Annotated in this window: 19 protein-coding genes; 6 read left to right on the top strand and 13 right to left on the bottom strand. The window is 62.9% G+C overall.

Features of this window, described 5'->3' with window-relative positions; genetic code table 11:
- Nucleotides 1-10: 10 nt before the first annotated feature.
- From NKI99_RS21185 to NKI99_RS21170, 4 genes are all read right to left on the bottom strand, one after another.
- Nucleotides 11-859: a metal ABC transporter permease gene (locus tag NKI99_RS21185; protein ID WP_502905551.1), complete on the bottom strand. Its 849-nt coding sequence runs from the start codon at nucleotides 857-859 to the stop codon at nucleotides 11-13.
- A complete protein-coding gene (locus NKI99_RS21180) occupies nucleotides 859-1,719 on the bottom strand; it encodes a metal ABC transporter permease (RefSeq protein WP_352611831.1) in 861 nt (286 codons plus the stop codon). The genes NKI99_RS21185 and NKI99_RS21180 overlap by 1 nt, the downstream gene beginning before the upstream one ends.
- Complete coding sequence (locus NKI99_RS21175; RefSeq protein WP_352611887.1) at nucleotides 1,716-2,576, bottom strand: manganese/iron ABC transporter ATP-binding protein; 861 nt, start codon at nucleotides 2,574-2,576, stop codon at nucleotides 1,716-1,718. The genes NKI99_RS21180 and NKI99_RS21175 overlap by 4 nt, the downstream gene beginning before the upstream one ends.
- Before the next feature lie 77 nt (nucleotides 2,577-2,653).
- A complete protein-coding gene (locus NKI99_RS21170) occupies nucleotides 2,654-3,601 on the bottom strand; it encodes a metal ABC transporter substrate-binding protein (RefSeq protein WP_128304802.1) in 948 nt (315 codons plus the stop codon).
- A 144-nt stretch (nucleotides 3,602-3,745) separates the two neighbouring features.
- On the opposite strand from NKI99_RS21170, the gene NKI99_RS21165 reads away from it, so the two are divergent.
- On the top strand, nucleotides 3,746-4,174 hold the full coding sequence (locus tag NKI99_RS21165; RefSeq protein WP_023813521.1) for a Fur family transcriptional regulator: 429 nt from the start codon (nucleotides 3,746-3,748) through the stop codon (nucleotides 4,172-4,174).
- 64 nt (nucleotides 4,175-4,238) lie between these two features.
- Here NKI99_RS21165 and NKI99_RS21160 read toward each other — a convergent pair whose 3' ends face one another.
- Genes NKI99_RS21160 through NKI99_RS21135 form a run of 6 tightly spaced genes read right to left on the bottom strand, consistent with a single transcriptional unit; the run spans nucleotide 4,239 to nucleotide 10,048 of the window.
- The gene (locus tag NKI99_RS21160) at nucleotides 4,239-5,174 is read right to left on the bottom strand and encodes a phosphatidate cytidylyltransferase (RefSeq protein WP_027163212.1); all 936 of its coding nucleotides are present in this window, start codon (nucleotides 5,172-5,174) and stop codon (nucleotides 4,239-4,241) included.
- On the bottom strand, nucleotides 5,174-5,836 hold the full coding sequence (locus NKI99_RS21155) for a lysophospholipid acyltransferase family protein (protein WP_352611830.1): 663 nt from the start codon (nucleotides 5,834-5,836) through the stop codon (nucleotides 5,174-5,176). Before NKI99_RS21155 ends, NKI99_RS21160 begins: the two co-directional genes overlap by 1 nt.
- Nucleotides 5,833-6,276, bottom strand: a complete 444-nt coding sequence (locus tag NKI99_RS21150; protein ID WP_352553885.1) for a hypothetical protein — start codon at nucleotides 6,274-6,276, stop codon at nucleotides 5,833-5,835. The genes NKI99_RS21155 and NKI99_RS21150 overlap by 4 nt, the downstream gene beginning before the upstream one ends.
- On the bottom strand, nucleotides 6,273-7,598 hold the full coding sequence (locus tag NKI99_RS21145) for a phosphatase PAP2/dual specificity phosphatase family protein (RefSeq protein WP_352611829.1): 1,326 nt from the start codon (nucleotides 7,596-7,598) through the stop codon (nucleotides 6,273-6,275). Before NKI99_RS21145 ends, NKI99_RS21150 begins: the two co-directional genes overlap by 4 nt.
- A gap of 5 nt (nucleotides 7,599-7,603) precedes the next feature.
- A complete protein-coding gene (locus NKI99_RS21140) occupies nucleotides 7,604-9,388 on the bottom strand; it encodes a bifunctional alpha/beta hydrolase/class I SAM-dependent methyltransferase (protein WP_502905550.1) in 1,785 nt (594 codons plus the stop codon).
- Nucleotides 9,389-9,439: 51 nt separating this feature from the next.
- Nucleotides 9,440-10,048: a CDP-alcohol phosphatidyltransferase family protein gene (locus NKI99_RS21135; protein WP_352611827.1), complete on the bottom strand. Its 609-nt coding sequence runs from the start codon at nucleotides 10,046-10,048 to the stop codon at nucleotides 9,440-9,442.
- A gap of 213 nt (nucleotides 10,049-10,261) precedes the next feature.
- On the opposite strand from NKI99_RS21135, the gene NKI99_RS21130 reads away from it, so the two are divergent.
- The 3 genes from NKI99_RS21130 to NKI99_RS21120 all read left to right on the top strand — a co-directional run bounded on the left by NKI99_RS21130 (nucleotide 10,262) and on the right by NKI99_RS21120 (nucleotide 13,756).
- Nucleotides 10,262-10,741, top strand: a complete 480-nt coding sequence (locus NKI99_RS21130) for a MarR family winged helix-turn-helix transcriptional regulator (protein ID WP_027038640.1) — start codon at nucleotides 10,262-10,264, stop codon at nucleotides 10,739-10,741.
- Nucleotides 10,738-11,919 carry an HlyD family secretion protein gene (locus tag NKI99_RS21125; protein ID WP_352611826.1) on the top strand — a complete coding sequence of 394 codons (1,182 nt, stop codon included), beginning with the start codon at nucleotides 10,738-10,740 and terminating at the stop codon, nucleotides 11,917-11,919. Before NKI99_RS21130 ends, NKI99_RS21125 begins: the two co-directional genes overlap by 4 nt.
- 304 nt (nucleotides 11,920-12,223) lie before the next feature.
- Nucleotides 12,224-13,756, top strand: a complete 1,533-nt coding sequence (locus NKI99_RS21120) for a DHA2 family efflux MFS transporter permease subunit (protein WP_023813528.1) — start codon at nucleotides 12,224-12,226, stop codon at nucleotides 13,754-13,756.
- Between the two features lie 9 nt (nucleotides 13,757-13,765).
- Here the strand turns inward: NKI99_RS21120 and NKI99_RS21115 are convergent, their stop codons facing one another.
- Nucleotides 13,766-14,275 (bottom strand): CAP domain-containing protein, encoded by a 510-nt coding sequence (locus NKI99_RS21115; RefSeq protein ID WP_352611825.1) that lies wholly within the window; start codon nucleotides 14,273-14,275, stop codon nucleotides 13,766-13,768.
- 59 nt (nucleotides 14,276-14,334) lie between these two features.
- The gene (locus NKI99_RS21110) at nucleotides 14,335-14,691 is read right to left on the bottom strand and encodes a winged helix-turn-helix transcriptional regulator (protein ID WP_352442472.1); all 357 of its coding nucleotides are present in this window, start codon (nucleotides 14,689-14,691) and stop codon (nucleotides 14,335-14,337) included.
- 106 nt (nucleotides 14,692-14,797) lie between these two features.
- Here NKI99_RS21110 and NKI99_RS21105 point away from each other — a divergent pair, with 106 nt between their 5' ends.
- A complete protein-coding gene (locus tag NKI99_RS21105) occupies nucleotides 14,798-15,514 on the top strand; it encodes a glutathione S-transferase family protein (protein WP_352611824.1) in 717 nt (238 codons plus the stop codon).
- 142 nt (nucleotides 15,515-15,656) lie between these two features.
- Here the strand turns inward: NKI99_RS21105 and NKI99_RS21100 are convergent, their stop codons facing one another.
- Nucleotides 15,657-16,880: a TadE/TadG family type IV pilus assembly protein gene (locus tag NKI99_RS21100; RefSeq protein ID WP_352611823.1), complete on the bottom strand. Its 1,224-nt coding sequence runs from the start codon at nucleotides 16,878-16,880 to the stop codon at nucleotides 15,657-15,659.
- 300 nt (nucleotides 16,881-17,180) lie between these two features.
- On the opposite strand from NKI99_RS21100, the gene NKI99_RS21095 reads away from it, so the two are divergent.
- On the top strand, nucleotides 17,181-18,005 hold the full coding sequence (locus NKI99_RS21095) for a DUF2189 domain-containing protein (protein ID WP_352611822.1): 825 nt from the start codon (nucleotides 17,181-17,183) through the stop codon (nucleotides 18,003-18,005).
- Nucleotides 18,006-18,038 lie beyond the last annotated feature (33 nt).

Below are 18,038 nucleotides of genomic sequence, written 5' to 3'. Positions count from 1 at the left end.
AGGGCCGCGATTACTCTCCCGAAATGCCCAGTTGCACCCGTTGCTTTGGGCGCTTCGACTGGAACAGGGCAAGCAAAAAAACGCCGGCCTGAACGACGACGATCGTCGGGCCGGTGGCTGCGTCGATGTGATAGCTGAGGATCGTTCCCACGACGCTCGACCCGATGGCGGCCGCGGCAGCAATGGCGAGCATGCGCTCAAAGCTCTTCGTCAAAAGAAAGCCGATCGCTCCCGGCGCGATCAGCATGGCGATGACAAGGATGATCCCGACAGCCTTCAGCGAGGCCACGATGGTCAACGCGAGCAGCGTCAACAGCCCGAAATGCAGCAGGTTGACGGGCAGGCCGATCGCGCGCGCATGGGCCGGATCGAAACAATAAAGCAGCAGATCCTTGCGTTTTGCCAGAACGATGAGGATCGCCGGCACGACGATGACCGCCGCCTCGATCACGTCGCGCCACTGGACGCCGAGCATGTTGCCGAACAGGATATGATTGAGATGCTGGTCGGTCTCGACTTTGACGAACAGCACCAGGCCAAACGCGAACATGCCTGAGAAGACGATGCCCATGACTGCGTCCTCCTTGATCCGGCTTTGCTGCTTGAGGTAGCCCGTCGCCAGCGCGCAGCCAAGTCCTGCCACGAAGGCGCCGAAGGCAAGCGGGATCCCGGCGATATAGGCGAGCACGATACCCGGAAGCACGGCATGCGAAACGGCGTCGCCCATCAGCGACCAGCCCTTCAGGACGAGATAGCAGGACAACACCGCGCAAATGGCGCCGACCAGAACGGCGACGGCGAGACCGCGACGCATGAATTCGTGGCTGAGCGGTTCGGCGATCCAGGACCAGATCGTCATCATGACGCGACCTGCGATGCGGCACGTGCCGCCCGGCGTGCGGCGAGCCGCCCATGTTTGGGTGCGAAGACGAAGGCAATCAGAAAGACGACGGTCTGCAGCACCACGATCAGTCCGCCAGTCGCGCCATCGAGAAAGAAGCTGAGATAGGCGCCAACCGCGCTCGTCGCCGCGCCGATCGCCATCGCGAGCAGGATCATGACGCCGAACCGATCGGTAAGCAGATAGGCGGTGGCGCCAGGCGTTACCACCATCGCGATCACGAGGATCGCGCCGACGGTCTGGAGCGCGGCGACGATGCAGGCGCTGAGCAGCACGAAGAACAGGACCCGCAGCCGCCACGGATTCAGGCCGACGCCGCGCGCATGGTTCTCGTCGAAGAACACCAGCATCATATCCTTCCATCGAAGCCCCAGTACAGCCAGCGAAACCGCTGCGATGAGGATGACCTGGGTTACATCCTCGTCGGAGATTGCGAGGATGTTGCCGAGTACGATGGACTGGATGTTTACGGAGGTCGGACTGATCGACGCAATCAGCAGCCCGCCAGCGAACAGCGTTGTAAAGACAAGGCCGATCACGGCGTCCTCGCGAAGTTGCGTCACGCGCCGCACCAAGGTGATGCCGAGTGCGGCGATGAGGCCGGAGGCGAATGCGCCGGCGGCATAGGGAAGGGCCAGCATGTAGGCGGCCGCAACGCCCGGCACCACCGAGTGGGCAAGCGCGTCGCCCATCAGGGCCCAGCCCTTTAGTATGAGATAGCAGGACAGGAACGCGCAGACCATGCCGACCAGGGCGCTGACCCAGATGGCCTTGGCCATGTAGTTGTAGGTGAAGGGTTCCAGCAGGATGTCGATCACGGGGCTGGCGATCCGCTGTCGGGCTTCATCATCTTCTCTTGATCCCGCTCGCCGTAAAGCACCAGAGGACGCTCGTCATCGGTCAGCACGGTCAGGTGGCGAGCGTCGGGGTCGTCATGAAGATCGGCGCCGCCGAGGCGCAGATGCCTCAGCACGCCGCCAAAAGCTTTCGCAAGATTGGCTTGCGTAAACGTTGTCTCTGTTGGTCCGAAGGCCAGCACCGTCTTGTTGAAGATGACGACATGGTCGCAGAAATTGACGATGCTGCCGAGATTGTGCGTCGACACCAACATCAGCTTGCCGTCGTCGCGCATCGACCGAAGGAGATCGATGATCGCTGCTTCGGTCTGAACGTCGACGCCGGTGAACGGCTCGTCGAGCAGGATGATTTCGCCGCCCTGCGCCAGAGCGCGCGCCAGGAACCCACGCTTCTTCTGGCCGCCGCTCAGTTCGCCGATCTGGCGCTTGCGAAAATCGGTCATGCCGACCCGTTCCAGTGCCGCGTCGACCGCCATGCGATCGGCTCTGCCTGGGATACGCAGAAAATTCATGTGGCCGTAGCGGCCCATCATGACGACATCTTCCACCAGCACCGGAAAGTTCCAGTCGACATCCTCGCTCTGCGGCACATACGCGACTAGGCCGCGCTTCAGCGCTGCGTGGACGGGCAATCCGGCGATAAGCACTGTTCCGGTCGACGGCGTCAGGAAGCCCATCAGCGCCTTGAACAGCGTCGATTTGCCGGAGCCGTTGACGCCGACCAGCGCGCAGATGGTGGAGGCGCCGAGCCTGAAAGAGGCGGAGTGTACGGCCGTGACCCCGCTTGAATAGCTGACGGTGACGTCGTCCACGTCGATGGAGGCAACGACCCGGCCGCTACCGGTCGATGTTCGATCATGGCTGCTGTCCGGAGCGAGCGCGGTGCGAACCCCGGTCACCCGCCGAACCCCTGGACGATCGTCTCGACGGTGGTTTCGAGAAGCTTCAGATAGGTCGGAACCAGGCCGTCTTCCTCGCTCAGCGAATCGACGTAGAGAACGCCTCCATAGGTGGCTCCGGTTTCGCGCGCGACTTGCTTGGCCGCCTTGTCGGAAATGGTGCTTTCGCTGAACACCACCGGAATCTTGTTCTCGCGCACCAGGTCGATCAGCTTGCGCGCCTGTTGCGGGGTGCCTTGCTGGTCGGCGTTGATCGGCCACAGATAGGCTTCGCGCAGGTCGAAGTCGCGTGCCAGGTAGCTGAAAGCGCCTTCGCTTGTAACCAGCCAGCGTTGGTCCGTTGGGATCGCCGACAGGCGCTTGCGCATGGGCTCGTCGATTGCCTTGATCTTTTCCGAATAGGCGGCGGCATTGGCGGCATAGACCGGGGCGTTTGCCGGATCCGCCTTGGACAGCGCCTTGCGGATGTTCTCGACATAGATGAGGGCGTTCTTCGGCGACATCCACGCATGCGGATTGGGCTTGCCTTCGTAAGGTCCCTCCTTGATCCCCATCGGCTCTATGCCCTCCGTGACGACGGCACTCGGCACGTTCTTCACGTTGTCGAAGAATTTCTCGAACCAGCGTTCGAGGTTCATGCCGTTCCAGAGCACGAGGTCGGCCGATTGCGCCCTCACCACGTCGAGCGGCGTCGGCTGATAATCGTGGATTTCAGCGCCGGGCTTGGTCACCGACTCTACGATTGCCGCGGTCCCGGCCACGTTTTGCGCGATATCCTGGATGATCGTGAACGTCGTCACGACGCGCAGAACCTTCCCTGCCGCAGGCCGGGTCTCCTGTGCCATGACCGGAACGAGGCTCGCCATCGTCGCAAAACCGATGGCCACAAGGCCGCCAAGCGCCCGCTGCATCGTCCTGCGGGTTGGGGAAGCAGAAACAGTCATCGGATGCCTTTCGACTGGAGTTGATCGTCGCCCATGCGCTAGTCACGTCATGCTAATGCAAGTGATTTGCATCTGATATTGCAGTTGCAACTGATTTGCAAGTAGCTAATTGCAGTCGCGTGGCAACGCGGCTAAGTATGACGGATGAAAGCGGACAACGACCTTTTCGAGCGATTCCGGAGCAATTTGAAAGCCGCCGGTGTCCGGATGACCGAACAACGCAAGGTGATCTTGCGGCTGCTGGCGGATGCGCACGACCATCCGGACGCGAACGAATTGTATTCTCGTGCCCACCAGATCGACGGCAGCATTTCCTTGTCGACCGTCTACCGGACGTTGCGGCTCCTGGAGGAGAAAGGCGCCATCCAGCGTCATGCCTTCGACGAGGGCCGCGCCCGGTTCGAAAACGCGGACCGTGAACATCACGACCATCTCATCGACCTCGACACCGGTCAGGTGATCGAGTTCCGTTCCGACAAAATCGAGAAACTGCAGGCCGAGATAGCGTCGGAGCTTGGCTTCGAAATCGTCCGCCACAAGCTGGAACTGTATGTCAGGAAACGCGCTAAATAGCGTGGTTTCTGGTCGTCACCATGCTCATCCGCAACCGCTTTGAGCGCGGCAACAGATCGCCGGATCACACGGTCCAGAAATAGCGCACGATGTGGAAGAACACCGGGGCGGCGAAGACCAGGCTGTCGGTGCGGTCCATCATGCCGCCATGGCCTTCGATGAGATGGCCCCAGTCCTTGACGCCCTGATCGCGCTTGATGGCCGAGGCGACCAGCCCGCCGAGAAATCCCATCGAGCAGGCGACGAAGGCCACGGCTGCTGCCTGCAGCGGCGAGAAGGGTGTCACGAACGATAGCAGCGCGCCGAGCAGGCTCGCCGACACCAGTCCGCCGATCAGGCCTTCCCAGGTTTTCGACGGCGAGACGTTCGGCGAGAAACGGTGTTTTCCAAACAGCTTGCCGAAGATGTATTGCAGCACGTCGCTGCCTTGCACGACGATGATGAGAAAGGCGATCAGCAGCAGGGTGCGGCCTTCGAAGCCCGGCACGTCGAGTGTCAGCAGGGCAGGGACGTGGCTGACGCAATAGACCGAGATCATCACCGCCCATTGTTGCGCGGCGATCCGCTCGAGGAAGCGTTCCGTGTCGCCATGCAGCGCCGTGATGGCCGGCATCAGCAGGAAGCAATAGACCGGAATGAAGATGACGAAGAGCCCGTACCAGGCGGTCCACACCAGCCAGTATTGAAACGGTATGATGATGCCGAACATGCCGAGCAGCACCCAATGGTCGCTGCGGCGCGTATGCGTCAGCGTCACGAATTCGCGCAGCGCGGCGAAGGAGATCAGAGCGAACAGGATGGTCATCCCGTAACGGCCGAAGAAGAAGGCGACCGTCATCAGCGCCACCATCACCCACCAGGCGTTGATGCGCTGGGTCAGATTGACCAGCGTCGAACTGAGCGGCTTGGGCGCCCGCGCCGAAAGTATGGTGGCGACGATGCTGGCGGTGGTCAAAACCGCCAGCAGGCCGATGATCAGGATGGAGATCTCGTGGCGCATCAATCGTCTCGCTCGGGACGCGGGTTGAGCGCCAGAAGCGCGGCGTGGGCGCGTTCGAGGAAGGCGCGGCGTTCTTCGCCCGGACCGATCGCCACCGGCGGGCCGAAGACGACGCGGCACAGCAGCGGCACCGGCAGGAATTGGCCTTTGGGCAGCACGCGCGACATGTTCTCGATCCAGCACGGGATCAGCTCGACCTCAGGCCGCGCCGTCGACAGATTGTAGAGCCCGGAGCGGAATGCCAGCAGCGGCTCTTCGGTCATGTTGCGTGTGCCTTCGGGAAACAGGATCAGCGAGTGCCCCTGGTCGAGAACCGACAGCATGATCTCGATCGGATTTTCCTCAGGTCTCGTCCACTGCCGGTTGATGAGCACCGACGACAGCATATCCTGCGCGATGAAGCGGCGCAGCCGCGACTTCCCCCAATATTCGCCTGCGGCAACAGCATGGGTGATCGCGCGCTCCCTTTCGCTGAGGCAGGCCGACAAAAGGATGAAGTCGCCATGGCTGGTGTGGTTGGCGAAATAGATGCGCTGGCGGTCGGAGGGCAGGCTGCCGTTCCAGATCGCCCGCACCCCGGTTACCATCCGGGCCAGCGCCGACAGGCCGACGGAGGTTACAGTCTGCAGCAAGGTGAAGGTCTTGAGCGAAAGCCTGTTCATCGCGGCGCCCAAAACCCTGCCGCCAGAAGTGCTGCGGCAAACAGAGCCAGGGCGGCACGCTGCTTGAACAGCAGACGACGCGTGCCGGCCATGCGGTCATCAAGCGAACGTGTCGCGGACGGGGCCGTTTTCAGGCGCATGCGCGCCAGCATGTCGTCCACTGCGGCACCGCCGGAAGCTTCGTCGTCATGGCTGGCCATGATCCGGAACAGCAGCGCGTCAAACGCCAGCAGTGTCGACAGCATCAGCACCGCCACCGCGCTCGCGGCGGTGATCGACAAAGCAATGGCCGCGGGCAAGTTTTCGAAAGCGCCGCGCGTCGAGGCAGCCAGCGGCGCAAGGACATTCGCGGCCACCACGATTGCAGCCGGCCACGCTGCCTGCCGCATCAGCATGCCGGCGAAGCGGTCGGTGCGGTCCTGATAGGCATTGCCGGTCATGACGCTACCGGATCCGTGGCTTCTGCAAGATGAACCGGCCGGCCGAGGGCCGCGAGCATCTCGCGGGCAAGCGCCGGCGTCCTGGCTCTGTCGGTCGCCACAAGCCATTCGGCGACGACGCCGGCGCTGCGCTGGAAGCCGAGCGCGCAGCACACCAGCACGGTGCCATCCCGGCGCGCGCTTTCCAGCGCGCCGGCTGCCTGTTGCTGTACCGACACGGGCGGCGGCAACAGGTCGATCATCGGAAAGCTGATCCAGCGGCAATCGGGTGCCGCCGGTCTTTCAAGTTCGGCGGCAAGGTCGATGACCGTGCCGAAGCCGTTGGCCTCGCGTGTAGTGGGAAAGCGCCCGAGAAAGACGCCATCGGCAATCGCCACCTGGGGAGCAAGTTTGCGCGTCCAGGCCCATATGTTTGCCCTGGCGCCGAGACGGTAAGGCAAGAGCAGGACACGGCTTGCAAGCGTGATGCTGCCATCGGCGGATTTCTGGAACACTTTTTCGACTGCCCCTGCATAGGCGAGGGCGACGATGGCCAGCGCCAAAGCCGGCCAAAGCAGGAAGAGGGCGACAGCGCAAACGAATGCACCGAGCGCGGCGCCCGCCAGCGCAAGAACGGCGCCCAGCGCATAGAACCGCGCCAGCCGCCGCGCTTGCACATCGCTGGTCAGCCGGAAGCCTGAAAACGGCAACGCGCCGCTGCGCGGAAACAGCCACAACGCAAAGAGCCCGAGCAGCGCGCCGGTCGGGATGTCGATGAAATGATGCTGCCAGGTCGTCAGCACCGAGGCGCCGATCAGGAAGCACCAGCCGTGCCAGAGCGCCAGGAGAAAACCGCCGAGCCGGTGGCGCCAATGATCCCAGATGATCACCAGAAGGGCGATGTGCAGCGAGGGCGCCTGGTTGAACGGCTTGTCGAAACCGCCGAGCACGGCAAACAGGAAGCCGGGCAGGCCGGTCGTCGCCGGTCGCACGAATGTCGCGGTCAGCGGGAACAGGATGAAGCAGGCAACGGCGACGATTTGCGCGGTGAGATAACGCCCGGCCAGGCGGTCCACCCCTTGCCTGTCGTTGTTGAGCAGCAGCGACAGGCCGTAGAACAGGTTGATCGACCAATAGGGCACGATGGTCCAGGCGACGAACGGAATGCCGTGCTCCCACGAGAACACGATGCTGCCGACATCGTCGCGCCGCGAGGCCAGCCAGTTGGCGAAGCCGTAGCTGAGATAGAAGAATGGTGCCAGCAAGGCCAGCCAGAGCGCAGCCCTGACGACCACCCGTCCATAAGGCTCGGCGCGCGCGGTGGGTGCAGGCGATAAGACCATGCTGTTCAGCGGCGCCGCGCGACCGAGACGGTGAAGATGCCCCATTGGTCGATGCGCTGGTCGAGCTTCTCGAACCCGGCGGATTCGACGAGCTGGTCCATCTCGCCCTGCGTGCGCCGCCGCATCACCCAGGCCTCGCCGCCGCGATGCGAAGTCAGGCTGCGGGCGATCATCTCGAGCTGCGGATGCCAAGGCTGGTTGGTGTAGAGCAGCAGGCTGCCCGGCTGCATGGCGCTGGCCAAACCACCAAGCGAGCGGGCGATCATCGCGTTGTCCGAGAACAGCTCGTAGAGGCCGGAAACGATGGCGAGGTCGGGGGCCGGATCGACGTTGGCGAGCATGTCGGCATCGAAGGCATCGGCGCGCTGGAACGAGACATCAGCCGGCAATTGCCGCTCAGCGATCAGCTTGCGGCCAAGCTGGACGTTGAGGTCGGAATAATCCTGCAGGCGAACGCTCGCTGGCTGGTCGGGGCTCTTCGCGATGGCATCGAGAACATAGCGGCCATGGCCGGCGGCGATGTCGAGAATGTGCGCCGGCCGGCCAGCGGCCTTGAGCGTCGCCACGCAAGAGCCGATGAGCTCTTCGAGATGCAGCTTGCGCTGGCGGATGCCGCGCCAGCCAATGGCCTCCAGGAAGACACGGTCGACGACGCGGCCAAGAGGTGTGAGACCCCGCGCGTCGTTCTCGTAGACGTAATCCAATGTCGAGCCGGAATCGAAGCCGGTGGCGATGCCGGTCTTCATGCCCTGCGAGACCCAGGCACCCATGCGGATGGAGGCGCGGCTGAATGCCCAATAGAGGCCCTTGGGCGACATCAGAGCGAGCGGCGAGGCAAGCCGGTCGGCCTCGTCGCGGGTGTAGCCGGCGATGTCCGCCTGCTTCAGGTCGACCGGCGCGTCCGGTGCCGCGAATTGCCTGGCGAGGAACGGCCGGATCAGCTCGAGGGCCTGCGCCCGGTCGCGTTCGCCCAGCGTGTCGTGAAAGAAGCCCGGCAGCACATGGCGTTCCTTGGTGCGGCTGCCGAGATTGACGAAGAACTCGTGCTGCGGGCCGTGGCGCACCACCCAGTCGCTGCCCGAGAGCAGAAGCTGGGTCGGCACGCTGATGGCGCGGGCGTCAGCGACGATGCGTGCGGCATGCTGGTAGAGTTCGACCAGGATGTTGGAAGCGATCGGCCGCGCGATCAGCGGATCGCTCTCGAAGGAGGCGATGCGCACAGGATCGTGGGTCAGGAATTTCGCCTTGACGTAGGAATTGACGAAAAAGCGGCCCTTGATCTTCTGCCAGAGCGCGATGCCCTCCTTGGCGAAGGGTACGTAGAGTTTCACCGAGAAGGCCGGTGAAGCCAGCACCATGGCGCGCAGCTTGGGCGCATAGTCATGCACCCAGGCGGCGGCAAGCACGGCGCCGAAGGATTGCGCGATCAGCGCGATATCCCCAGTGGCGAAGCCATCCCTGGCGGCAATCTCGCGCATGAAGCAGTCGATGTCGCGCACCAGCGCCGAGAAGGACGGGGCATAGCCGCGCTCGCCGGACGAACGGCCATTGCCGCGGGCATCCCAGGCATAGAAGGCGTGGTCCGGCATCTGCAATTCGTCGACGAGATGGGCCATGCGGCCGCCATGCTCGTGGCCGCGATGGAACAGCACCACCGCGCCTTTGGCATCGGCCGAAGCCGCAGGCCAGAATCGGTAGAAGATCTCCGCCCCGTCATGGCTGCGGAAGACCCGCTCCTGCGCTTGCCGCGCAAGGCTTTGCGTGGCCGCGGCGGCGATCGGTTCGTGCATCATGGTCTTTTCCCTCTGGCGGCCCAATGGCGGCATGGCGAGCCTCGATGCTCAGCTGGCGCTGCCAATAAGGCCAGCGGGTATCCGGTTTATGGCGGTCAGCAGCGAAAGCGTTGCCATGGCCGGAAACACAAACGGTGCTATCGATGCCGGCCAGATCCCGGCGGCGCACAGCACGGCGACCAAACCGAGCGCCAGCGCTCTGTCGCTCTTGCCGAATGGCCCGGCATAGTTGCGTCCGATCTTGGCGGCAATGCCGAGCACGCCGGCGAATTCGGTCAACACGGCCGATATCGCGAAGGCGATGACGCCCCATGCGCCAAACTCCGGAAAGACGGCAAAAGGCAGTATCAGCGCGAGGTCTGAAACGACGTCGCACAACTCGTTCAGATACATGCCGAGCGTCGACGCCTGCCCATGTTCCCGCGCCAGCATGCCATCCACGGCATTCAGCGCCATGCGCACGAACATCACCGCGGGGATCAGCAACAGCAGCCAGCGCCATTCGTGCCAGATCGCAATGGCCGCGCCGGCGGTTATCGACATCACGGCCGCCAGGATGGTTATGCTGTTTGCGGTGACCCCGATTGCCGCCAGCCGATTGACCAGCGGCCGCAGCCGTCCCTGGAAAGCCGGCTTGAGACCGTAGAGCGTCGGCATTTTCGTGATCCCCCGATCCTGACCAACGGCTGTACATCAATATGTCACACCCGACCAGCATGACGTGGCGGAGCGGCGAAGCCGGCTGGCATGGCGACAGGCGCTCACCAATCGGTAACCATGCCTGCATCGCATGACTGTCGTGCACATTTGCAGGCTTCTTATGCAACGCGGCATCTTGAATAGTAAGCACGCTTATTATATATCCCGCTCATGGTTTCCGATGGCATCGACAGATTGGGCTTCTTGATCCACGACGTGCAGCGCCTGATGCGCAAGCGCTTCGAGGCGAGGGCCAGTGGCTTGGGGCTTTCTTCGGCGCAATGGCGGCTTCTGGTCCGCGTTGCCAAGGAAGACGGTGTCGCGCAGGCGCGGCTGGCCGAACTTCTCGAAATCGAGCCGATCAGCGTTTCGCGCCTGGTCGACCGCATGGAGGAAGGCGGCTGGATCGAGCGTCGTTCCGACGCCGCCGATCGTCGCGTCCGCATGATCTTCCTGACGCCCAAGGCAAGCGATGCCTACGCCGTGATCAAGAGCATTGCCGGGGAAGTCTATGAGGAATCGCTGGTCGGCGTGAAGCCGGAAGCCCGTCGCGTCCTCATCGAAGGGCTTGAGGCGATGGTCCGCAACCTGACCGACGACGAGACGCCGTCCATTGAAAAAGTGAAGAATACAGAAGGCGCAGCAGCATGAACGCGGTAGCCAAGATAGACAAGAACACGACCGAGCTTGAGATGGAAGCGCCGGCGCAGCCGGCCGCGGCCCCGGTGGCGGTTGCTCCCCCAGTGCAGCCGGCCCCGGCGCCGGTGAAGAAAAAGCGCCGGCTGGGCCGCTTCCTACTGATGGTCGCGCTGCCTGCGGCATTGGCTATCGGCGGCGGCTACGTCTGGGTCACCGGCGGCCGCTACCAGGAGACGGAGAACGCCAACCTGCAGCAGGCCAAGGTGTCGATCGCTTCCGACACGGCCGGCCGGATCGTCAAGGTCGACATCTTCGATAACCAGCTGGTCAAGCAGGGTGACGAGCTGTTTGCCATCGACCCCGAGCCGTACCGGATCGCGCTGGCGCAGGCCGACGCGGCGGTGGCGGGCGCGCGTCTCAATGTCGAGCAGCTGCGCGCGGCCTATGGCCAGTCGATGGCTCAGCAGAAGTCCGATGCCAGCCAGGTCGTCTTCGCCCAGTCGCAGTTCGACCGCGCCGCCGATCTTGCCCAGAAGGGCATCAACGCCAAATCGTCGCTGGACGAGGCCAAGAACGATCTCGACAAGGCCAAGCAGCAGCTGGCCGTTGCCGAGCAAGGCATCATCAGCGCCAAGGCAGCCCTTGGCGGCAATCCCGATATCGAGACCGACAAGCACCCGACCGTGATGGCCGCGCTCGCCGCGCGCGACAAGGCGGCCTACGACCTGGCGCAGACCACGGTCAAGGCGCCGGCGGACGGCATCGTCAGCCAGGCCTCGTCGTTCAAGGTCGGCCAGTATGTCGGTTCCGGCACGCCGCTGTTTTCACTGGTCGAGACCGGCGACACCTGGATCGATGCCAATTTCAAGGAAACGCAGCTCACCCACATGAAGCCCGGCCAGAAGGCCGAGATCGTGGTCGACACCTATCCAGGGCGCACCTTCGAGGCGACGGTCAAGGCGATCGGCGCCGGCACGGGAGCCGAGTTCTCGCTGCTGCCAGCCCAGAATGCCACCGGCAACTGGGTCAAGGTCACACAGCGCATCCCGGTTCGTCTGGAACTGACCGATGCGGACGCCAAGATGGCGTTGCGCACCGGCATGAGCGCCACCGTTACCGTCGACACCGGCGTGGCGCGTGGCCTGCCTTCGATCTTCGGTCACGCCACGGCTGGCGAGGCCGCGCAGTAACGTCAACAGAATGCCGCAGGACCAGCGGCGGAGGTGAATAGCAGGATTGGTCTGATGGGAGGAGCTGGAGGATCAGCGTTTGGGCGTGCCGCGTAGTGGCCTGGCCGAAATCTGAAATCTCCGACGCGGACCCGTCGGTCCTCATGTTTCCGGGCGGCAGGCATCCGCTCATCAGAGACTTTCAGTCGATGTAACCCCCACATCGACAATCGCGTCCCACCGCGACGAGGGTCTCTCAACGGAAGGCGTTGCCGCCCGGAAACCCCTTGTACACGTTTTTGTTACCTGCTGGAAGTTTCATGCCATGAGCACGCCCGAACCCTTCAAAGAAGTGCCGCATCGCGGCCTGATCACGGTCGCGCTCATGCTGGCGACGATCATGCAGGCGCTCGACACGACGATCGCCAACGTCGCGCTCCCGACCATGACCGGCGATCTCGGCGCCTCACCCGACAACATCAACTGGGTGCTGACCTCCTACATCGTTGCCGCCGCCATCATGACGCCGGTCACCGGCTGGCTGGCCGATCGCTTCGGCCGCAAGGAACTGTTCCTTGGGGCGGTTGTCGGTTTCACCGTGTTTTCGATGCTGTGCGGTATCGCCTGGAGCCTGGAGAGCATAGTGTTCTTCCGGCTGATGCAAGGCGTGTTCGGCGCCGCCATCGTGCCACTGTCGCAAACCTTCCTGCTCGACATCAACCCCAGGGAACGTCACGGCCAGGCAATGGCCATCTGGGGCGCCGGCATCATGCTGGGGCCGATTCTGGGTCCGACGCTAGGCGGCTGGCTGACCGAAAATTTCAACTGGCGCTGGGTGTTCTTCATCAACCTGCCGGTCGGCATCATCGCCTTCCTCGGTATGGCCGCCTACCTGCCGGCGGTTGCCCGGCGGGTGCGCAGCTTCGATTTCTTCGGCTTCGCCATGTTATCGCTCGGTGTCGGTGCGCTGCAGCTGCTGCTCGACCGCGGCGGCGAGGTCGACTGGTTTTCCTCGGTCGAGATCTGGATCGAGCTTGCTCTTTCGATCACCGGATTCTGGGTGTTCATCATCCACACGCTGACGGCGGAACGTCCTTTCATCGATCCCAAGATCTTCCTCGACCGCAATTTCGTGACCGGGCTGGCATTCATCTTCGTCATGGGCGTGCTGATCCTGGCCTCGATGTCGCTGCTGCCGCCGATGCTGTCGACCATCTTCGGCTATCCGACCGTCACCATCGGTGTCGTGTTGGGGCCGCGCGGTGTCGGCACCATGATTTCGATGCTTGTCGTGGGGCGGCTCATGAGCAGGATCGACGCCAGGATTCTTGTCGTCATCGGCTTTCTGCTCACGGCGCAATCGCTCTACACCATGTCCAGCTTCACGCCACAGATGGACAATTGGCTGATCCTCAGCTCCGGCGTCATCCAGGGCCTGGGGATGGGAATGGTGTTCGTGCCGCTGTCGACCGTCGCCTTCGCCACGCTTGACGTGCGCTTCCGCACCGATGCCACGGCTTTGTTTAGCCTGGTGCGCAATCTTGGCTCATCCATTGGCGTGTCGGTCGTGACGGTTCTGATGGTGCGCAACACGCAGGTCAACCACACCGAGCTTTCGGCCTTCATCAACCCATTCAATCCGAATCTGTGGGCGGTCTCTCCAGCCGCCGCGAGCGGCGATCCCATGGCGCTCTCACAGGTCGATCGCATGGTCAATCTCCAGGCGATGATGATCTCTTACGTCAATGACTTCAAAATGCTCATGGTGATGACGCTGCTTGCCATTCCGTTTGTTTTCCTGCTGCGCAAGCCGAAGCAGGCGCCTGCCGGCGGCGCGCCGGCAGCGCATATGGATTAGCTTTCCACCCTATTTCCCGAGCACCAGGCTCCAGTAACGGAGCTTGCTGTCGCCGCCGTCGCGCACATAGGCAAGGCCGAAGCGGGTGAAGCGCGGGTCGAGCATGTTGCGGCGATGGCCTGGTGAATGCACCCAGATGTCGAACAGTTTCTCGAGGTCGAAACGACCCTCGGCGATGTTCTCCGCCGCGGCACCGGAAATTCGATTGTCCCTGACGCGCGAGGCGAAATCCTTGCCCCAGCCGGTGGTGTGGCTCATGCGGCGGCGCTGCGCCATGTAGCCGGCCTGCTGCAGGGCGGCCTGTTCGAGCTGCCGGTCGGGGACCATCGGCGCCAGCCCGGCCGAGGCGCGGATACTGGCCAGCGTGCCGGTGGCGGAGGAGGAGACCCCGGCGCCTTCGCCGGTTGGCAGTGAAACAGTGCTGCAGGCGGCGAGTCCCGCTAGGGCGGCGAGGCCGGCCAGCACCATGCGCCTGTTCAGATTCGGCATCGGGTAGGTTTCGATTTTCGCTATGGTCATGCCCCTGAGATAACGTCGATCATGGCTTTTGCCGGGCAGGGCGGCGAAAATCGAAGATGTTAGGCGGCAGTATCGAGATCTGCGTCCGAGGAACCGCGCATCCGGTCGTCTTCCGTATGCACCCACCACGAGCCCAGCGCGTCGATGAGCGGTACAAGCTTGCGGCCAGGCGCCGTGAGGTCATAGTCGACCCGCAGCGGATAGCCCGAGCGGGCCGTTCGCCTCACGATACCGGCGTCCTCGAGCTTGCGCAGTTCCAGAGCCAGAATGCGGTGCGACACGGTGGGGTTGTCGCGTCTCAGGTCACTGAACCGCTTGGTCCCGTCCTTCAGATAATAGAGCAGCAGCGTGGGCCAGCGGCCGCTGAGCACGCGCATGGTCTCTTCGATCGGGCAGCGTGAGACGACGTCTTTCATGGGCGGATCCTGGTTACAGAATTGTGCGTAATTTACATGGGACGACCAGCGTTTAGGGTCAAGTTTCGCTGCGCGGCGTGATCTCCTCAATCACGGAAGAAAACAAATGGAACCTATCCTGCTTTATGGCTTCCCGGCGGGAAGCTCGATGGGGCTCGTCGCTGCCTTCGAACGCGTCGGGCAACCCTATCGCCTGTGCCGCGTCGACATGCTCACCGAGATGAAAAACGATGCCTATGCCAGCATCAACGACCGTCAGGAAACGCCGGTGCTGATCACCGACGAAGGCCGGGTGCTCACCGAGACAATGGCCATCGCCGCATGGCTCGAAGCCCGCGACACACAGCGTCGCATCAGCTTCGAACCGCGCACGCCGCAAGCCGACCGCATGCACCAGTTGATGGCCGTCGTGAACACCGGTTTCACCGCCGCCTTCAGCCCGCTCTGGGTGGCATTGGAAATGGCGGCGGATGAACCCGCGCTGAAGGCGACCTTGCGGGAGTTCGGCCGCAAGGCCGTTGCGGAACGTCATGATCGGCTCGAGGCGATGATCGCCGATACGGATTTCCTGGTCGGCGACCGGCTGACTCTGGCCGATACCACGCTGATCGGCGTGGCACGCTGGGCGGAATTTCACCAGGCGATCGACGGCGCTGCCTATCCCAAGCTGGCCGGATTGCGCCTTCGCATCGAAGCCGATCCGGCCGTGCGTTATGCCCTGGCTGTCGAGGATGGCGAAGAGCCAGCCGGTTCTGGCGCCTGCCTTGGCCACGTCCCGCTGACTGAGGTGATCGATCGCTTCGCTGCACCGGCGCAATCGTAGCGATACTCCATCTTCAACCAGGATGTGACTTTGTGAGAGGCACTGATCTGCCGGAGTGCGGTCGCCGCACTCCGGCATTGTTAAACGCGACCGCCATTTTTCTCAACGCGACCGCTTGCGCCGCCGGACATCGGGTCGTTTCTCATTTCACCAGAGTGATCATCCGATCGGCATACATTGTGCGATTTCCAAGCGCCGCCGCGCAATCCGACTTGACGGACGAGTTTCCGGTCATCTGTATCGTATTGCCGACAAGCCTGAGACAGTTGCCCTGGGCGCTCATATCAGAGTTGCCGGCGTAGGAAATGGGCGCGTCCGGCGCGTAGATAAAACCGCTGATCACGGAATTTGCGCCGCCATTCAATGTCAGAGCAGACGTGTTGCCGTGATCCTGAAAAATGGTGATACCGGCATAAGGGCCGCTGGTGGGCGGGGAAAGGTTCACCTTCTCATTGGCATTTATGTAGATCTGAGCGCTTTCCATGAGGAATATGGTCACGCCCTGGCCAGTCAGGCTGCCGTTTCCCCCTGGCTTTATGGTGGTGCCGCGCATGATGTAGACGCCCGGATCGAGCGTGATGTTTCCCGACAATGTCTTGTCGCAATAAGTGCCTGGCGACAGCGTGTAGGTTTTGCCGTTCGGGACCGGCAAACACAATGTGTAAGGGGGAGGAACGACGTCGGCCAGCGGATCAAAGGATGCGTACCGATGTTCGTGCGGCGTTCCGCAGGCGAGACTGGCGCTGGGTGGCAACAGCCCGCTGGTGCCGCCGACAGTTGAGACACAGCCCGCTGAAACCAGGGCGGAGCCGCCCCTGTTCACGGAATCGGGGGCGTCCGAGTTCGCCGCGATCACACAATTGTCCATCGAGACGTTGGTCGAGCCCTGCAGGTTCACGGCGGCGGACGCATGCGGATCGAGCGCCAGCACGCAGGCCTGCGCGCCAGGTTTTATCTTGACCGAGGCCGAGCGGTAGGCCTGCCAGGGGGCCGAGGCGCTGATGAAGCTTGGGCGGCTTATGCTGGACGACAGCGAGATAAAGTAGGCGCTTGGGCTGCCGCTTGCCGTTGCCGCGAAAGCGGAGACGCTGCCCAGATATTCCTGCTGGTCGGCCACGCTCATATTGGCGGCGAAGAATTGCAGCCCAAGCTGCTGGACATCGCCGGCCGCCATATCGGGAGAGAACTTCGTGCCGATGGCGAGCCCCGCCGCGTCAAGCGAGTTCTGTAGTTGCGAGGCGTCATGGCTCGTGCCGATCAGATCAACGGCGCCGGCCAAACCAATCATTATCGGCAGCATCCCGATGGCGGTCGTTATGGCAAAGTTGCCACGCTCCGAAGACCAGAAGCCTTTCAATGCGAACATAGTTCCTCGCCGAACTTCGTAAAGCTCAGGTGATACGCCAAAGATCCCTACGAGCAATTTAAGTAAATGCTAAAATGCGTAAATGCTAAAATGCAGCACAATGATTGGTCAAAATGAAGGACCGCCAAGGTACGCCATATGAGAGGCCATACGGAGAGTTGAACACTACGAGGAGTTGCTCCCCAGGCAATTGACGCGGCGACAATCGCCGCCAACTCTGCTATCGTGCCTCTCGTTCTTGAAGTGGCAGCTCTGGCGGCCATCCTGGCGGTGACCGCCCCGACACACGGGAGGAAGGTTATGGCCGGCTTTCATGTCATGGCGGACGCACGTGGAATGCATGTGCAGCCAACGGTGCGCCGCATCACCACGTCGGACCTTTGGGATGCGCTGCGCCTCGGCGTCGAGGATTTCTGGGCAAAACCTTCGCACTATGTGTTCCTGTGCTTGATCTATCCCATCGTCGGCCTGATCCTGACGCAGTGGACGTCCGGGGCCAACGCCATCCAGCTCATCTATCCCCTGATGTCGGGTTTCGCGCTGGTCGGGCCCTTTGCGGCGCTCGGCCTTTACGAGATCAGCCGCCGGCGCGAACTCGGCATGAACACCTCCTGGCGGCACGCGTTTGATGTGCGGCGCTCGTCCGCGGTTCCGTCGATCGCCGTCATCGGGATCATGCTGGTGGCGCTGTTCCTGTTATGGCTCTACACCGCGCAATCGATCTACACCGGCCTGTTCGGCGACCAGCCGCCGGCCTCGATCGGTGGCTTCATCCGCGACGTGCTGACCACCAGCAAGGGCTGGACGCTGATCCTTGCCGGCAATGCCGCGGGCTTTGTCTTTGCCGTAATCGTGCTGGCCACCACCGTGGTTGCCTTCCCGCTGCTGCTCGACCGTGACGTCGGCGCCGTTTCGGCGATCGAGACCTCGGCACGGGCGGTAATGGCCAACCCGCTGCAGATGGCGCTGTGGGGCTTGCTGGTCGCCGTGCTTCTGGTGATCGGTTCCATCCCGCTGTTTGCCGGGCTAGCCGTCGTCATGCCGGTGCTCGGCCATGCCACCTGGCATCTCTACCGCAAGGTGGTCGAGCCCGAGCGGGCGCAGCAGACAAGGTGGCCGATGTAGGGTGCGCTGTCGCTAACTTCTTGCAATCACTCA

This window comes from Mesorhizobium sp. M0239 (assembly GCF_040321815.1).
Lineage (GTDB): Bacteria > Pseudomonadota > Alphaproteobacteria > Rhizobiales > Rhizobiaceae > Mesorhizobium.
This window is presented reverse-complemented; position numbering and strand designations above follow the sequence as displayed.

Bases quoted from the DNA above. Each gene is read 5' to 3' on its own strand.
- NKI99_RS21145 (WP_352611829.1), bottom strand. From the start codon at position 7,598: ATGGTCTTATCGCCTGCACCCACCGCGCGCGCCGAGCCTTATGGACGG.
- NKI99_RS21155 (WP_352611830.1), bottom strand. From the start codon at position 5,836: ATGAACAGGCTTTCGCTCAAGACCTTCACCTTGCTGCAGACTGTAACC.
- NKI99_RS21120 (WP_023813528.1), top strand. From the start codon at position 12,224: ATGAGCACGCCCGAACCCTTCAAAGAAGTGCCGCATCGCGGCCTGATC.
- NKI99_RS21135 (WP_352611827.1), bottom strand. From the start codon at position 10,048: ATGCCGACGCTCTACGGTCTCAAGCCGGCTTTCCAGGGACGGCTGCGG.
- NKI99_RS21170 (WP_128304802.1), bottom strand. From the start codon at position 3,601: ATGACTGTTTCTGCTTCCCCAACCCGCAGGACGATGCAGCGGGCGCTT.
- NKI99_RS21160 (WP_027163212.1), bottom strand. From the start codon at position 5,174: ATGCGCCACGAGATCTCCATCCTGATCATCGGCCTGCTGGCGGTTTTG.
- NKI99_RS21185 (WP_502905551.1), bottom strand. From the start codon at position 859: ATGACGATCTGGTCCTGGATCGCCGAACCGCTCAGCCACGAATTCATG.
- NKI99_RS21125 (WP_352611826.1), top strand. From the start codon at position 10,738: ATGAACGCGGTAGCCAAGATAGACAAGAACACGACCGAGCTTGAGATG.
- NKI99_RS21115 (WP_352611825.1), bottom strand. From the start codon at position 14,275: ATGACCATAGCGAAAATCGAAACCTACCCGATGCCGAATCTGAACAGG.
- NKI99_RS21110 (WP_352442472.1), bottom strand. From the start codon at position 14,691: ATGAAAGACGTCGTCTCACGCTGCCCGATCGAAGAGACCATGCGCGTG.
- NKI99_RS21095 (WP_352611822.1), top strand. From the start codon at position 17,181: ATGGCCGGCTTTCATGTCATGGCGGACGCACGTGGAATGCATGTGCAG.
- NKI99_RS21105 (WP_352611824.1), top strand. From the start codon at position 14,798: ATGGAACCTATCCTGCTTTATGGCTTCCCGGCGGGAAGCTCGATGGGG.
- NKI99_RS21150 (WP_352553885.1), bottom strand. From the start codon at position 6,276: ATGACCGGCAATGCCTATCAGGACCGCACCGACCGCTTCGCCGGCATG.
- NKI99_RS21165 (WP_023813521.1), top strand. From the start codon at position 3,746: ATGAAAGCGGACAACGACCTTTTCGAGCGATTCCGGAGCAATTTGAAA.
- NKI99_RS21130 (WP_027038640.1), top strand. From the start codon at position 10,262: ATGGTTTCCGATGGCATCGACAGATTGGGCTTCTTGATCCACGACGTG.
- NKI99_RS21140 (WP_502905550.1), bottom strand. From the start codon at position 9,388: ATGCACGAACCGATCGCCGCCGCGGCCACGCAAAGCCTTGCGCGGCAA.
- NKI99_RS21100 (WP_352611823.1), bottom strand. From the start codon at position 16,880: ATGTTCGCATTGAAAGGCTTCTGGTCTTCGGAGCGTGGCAACTTTGCC.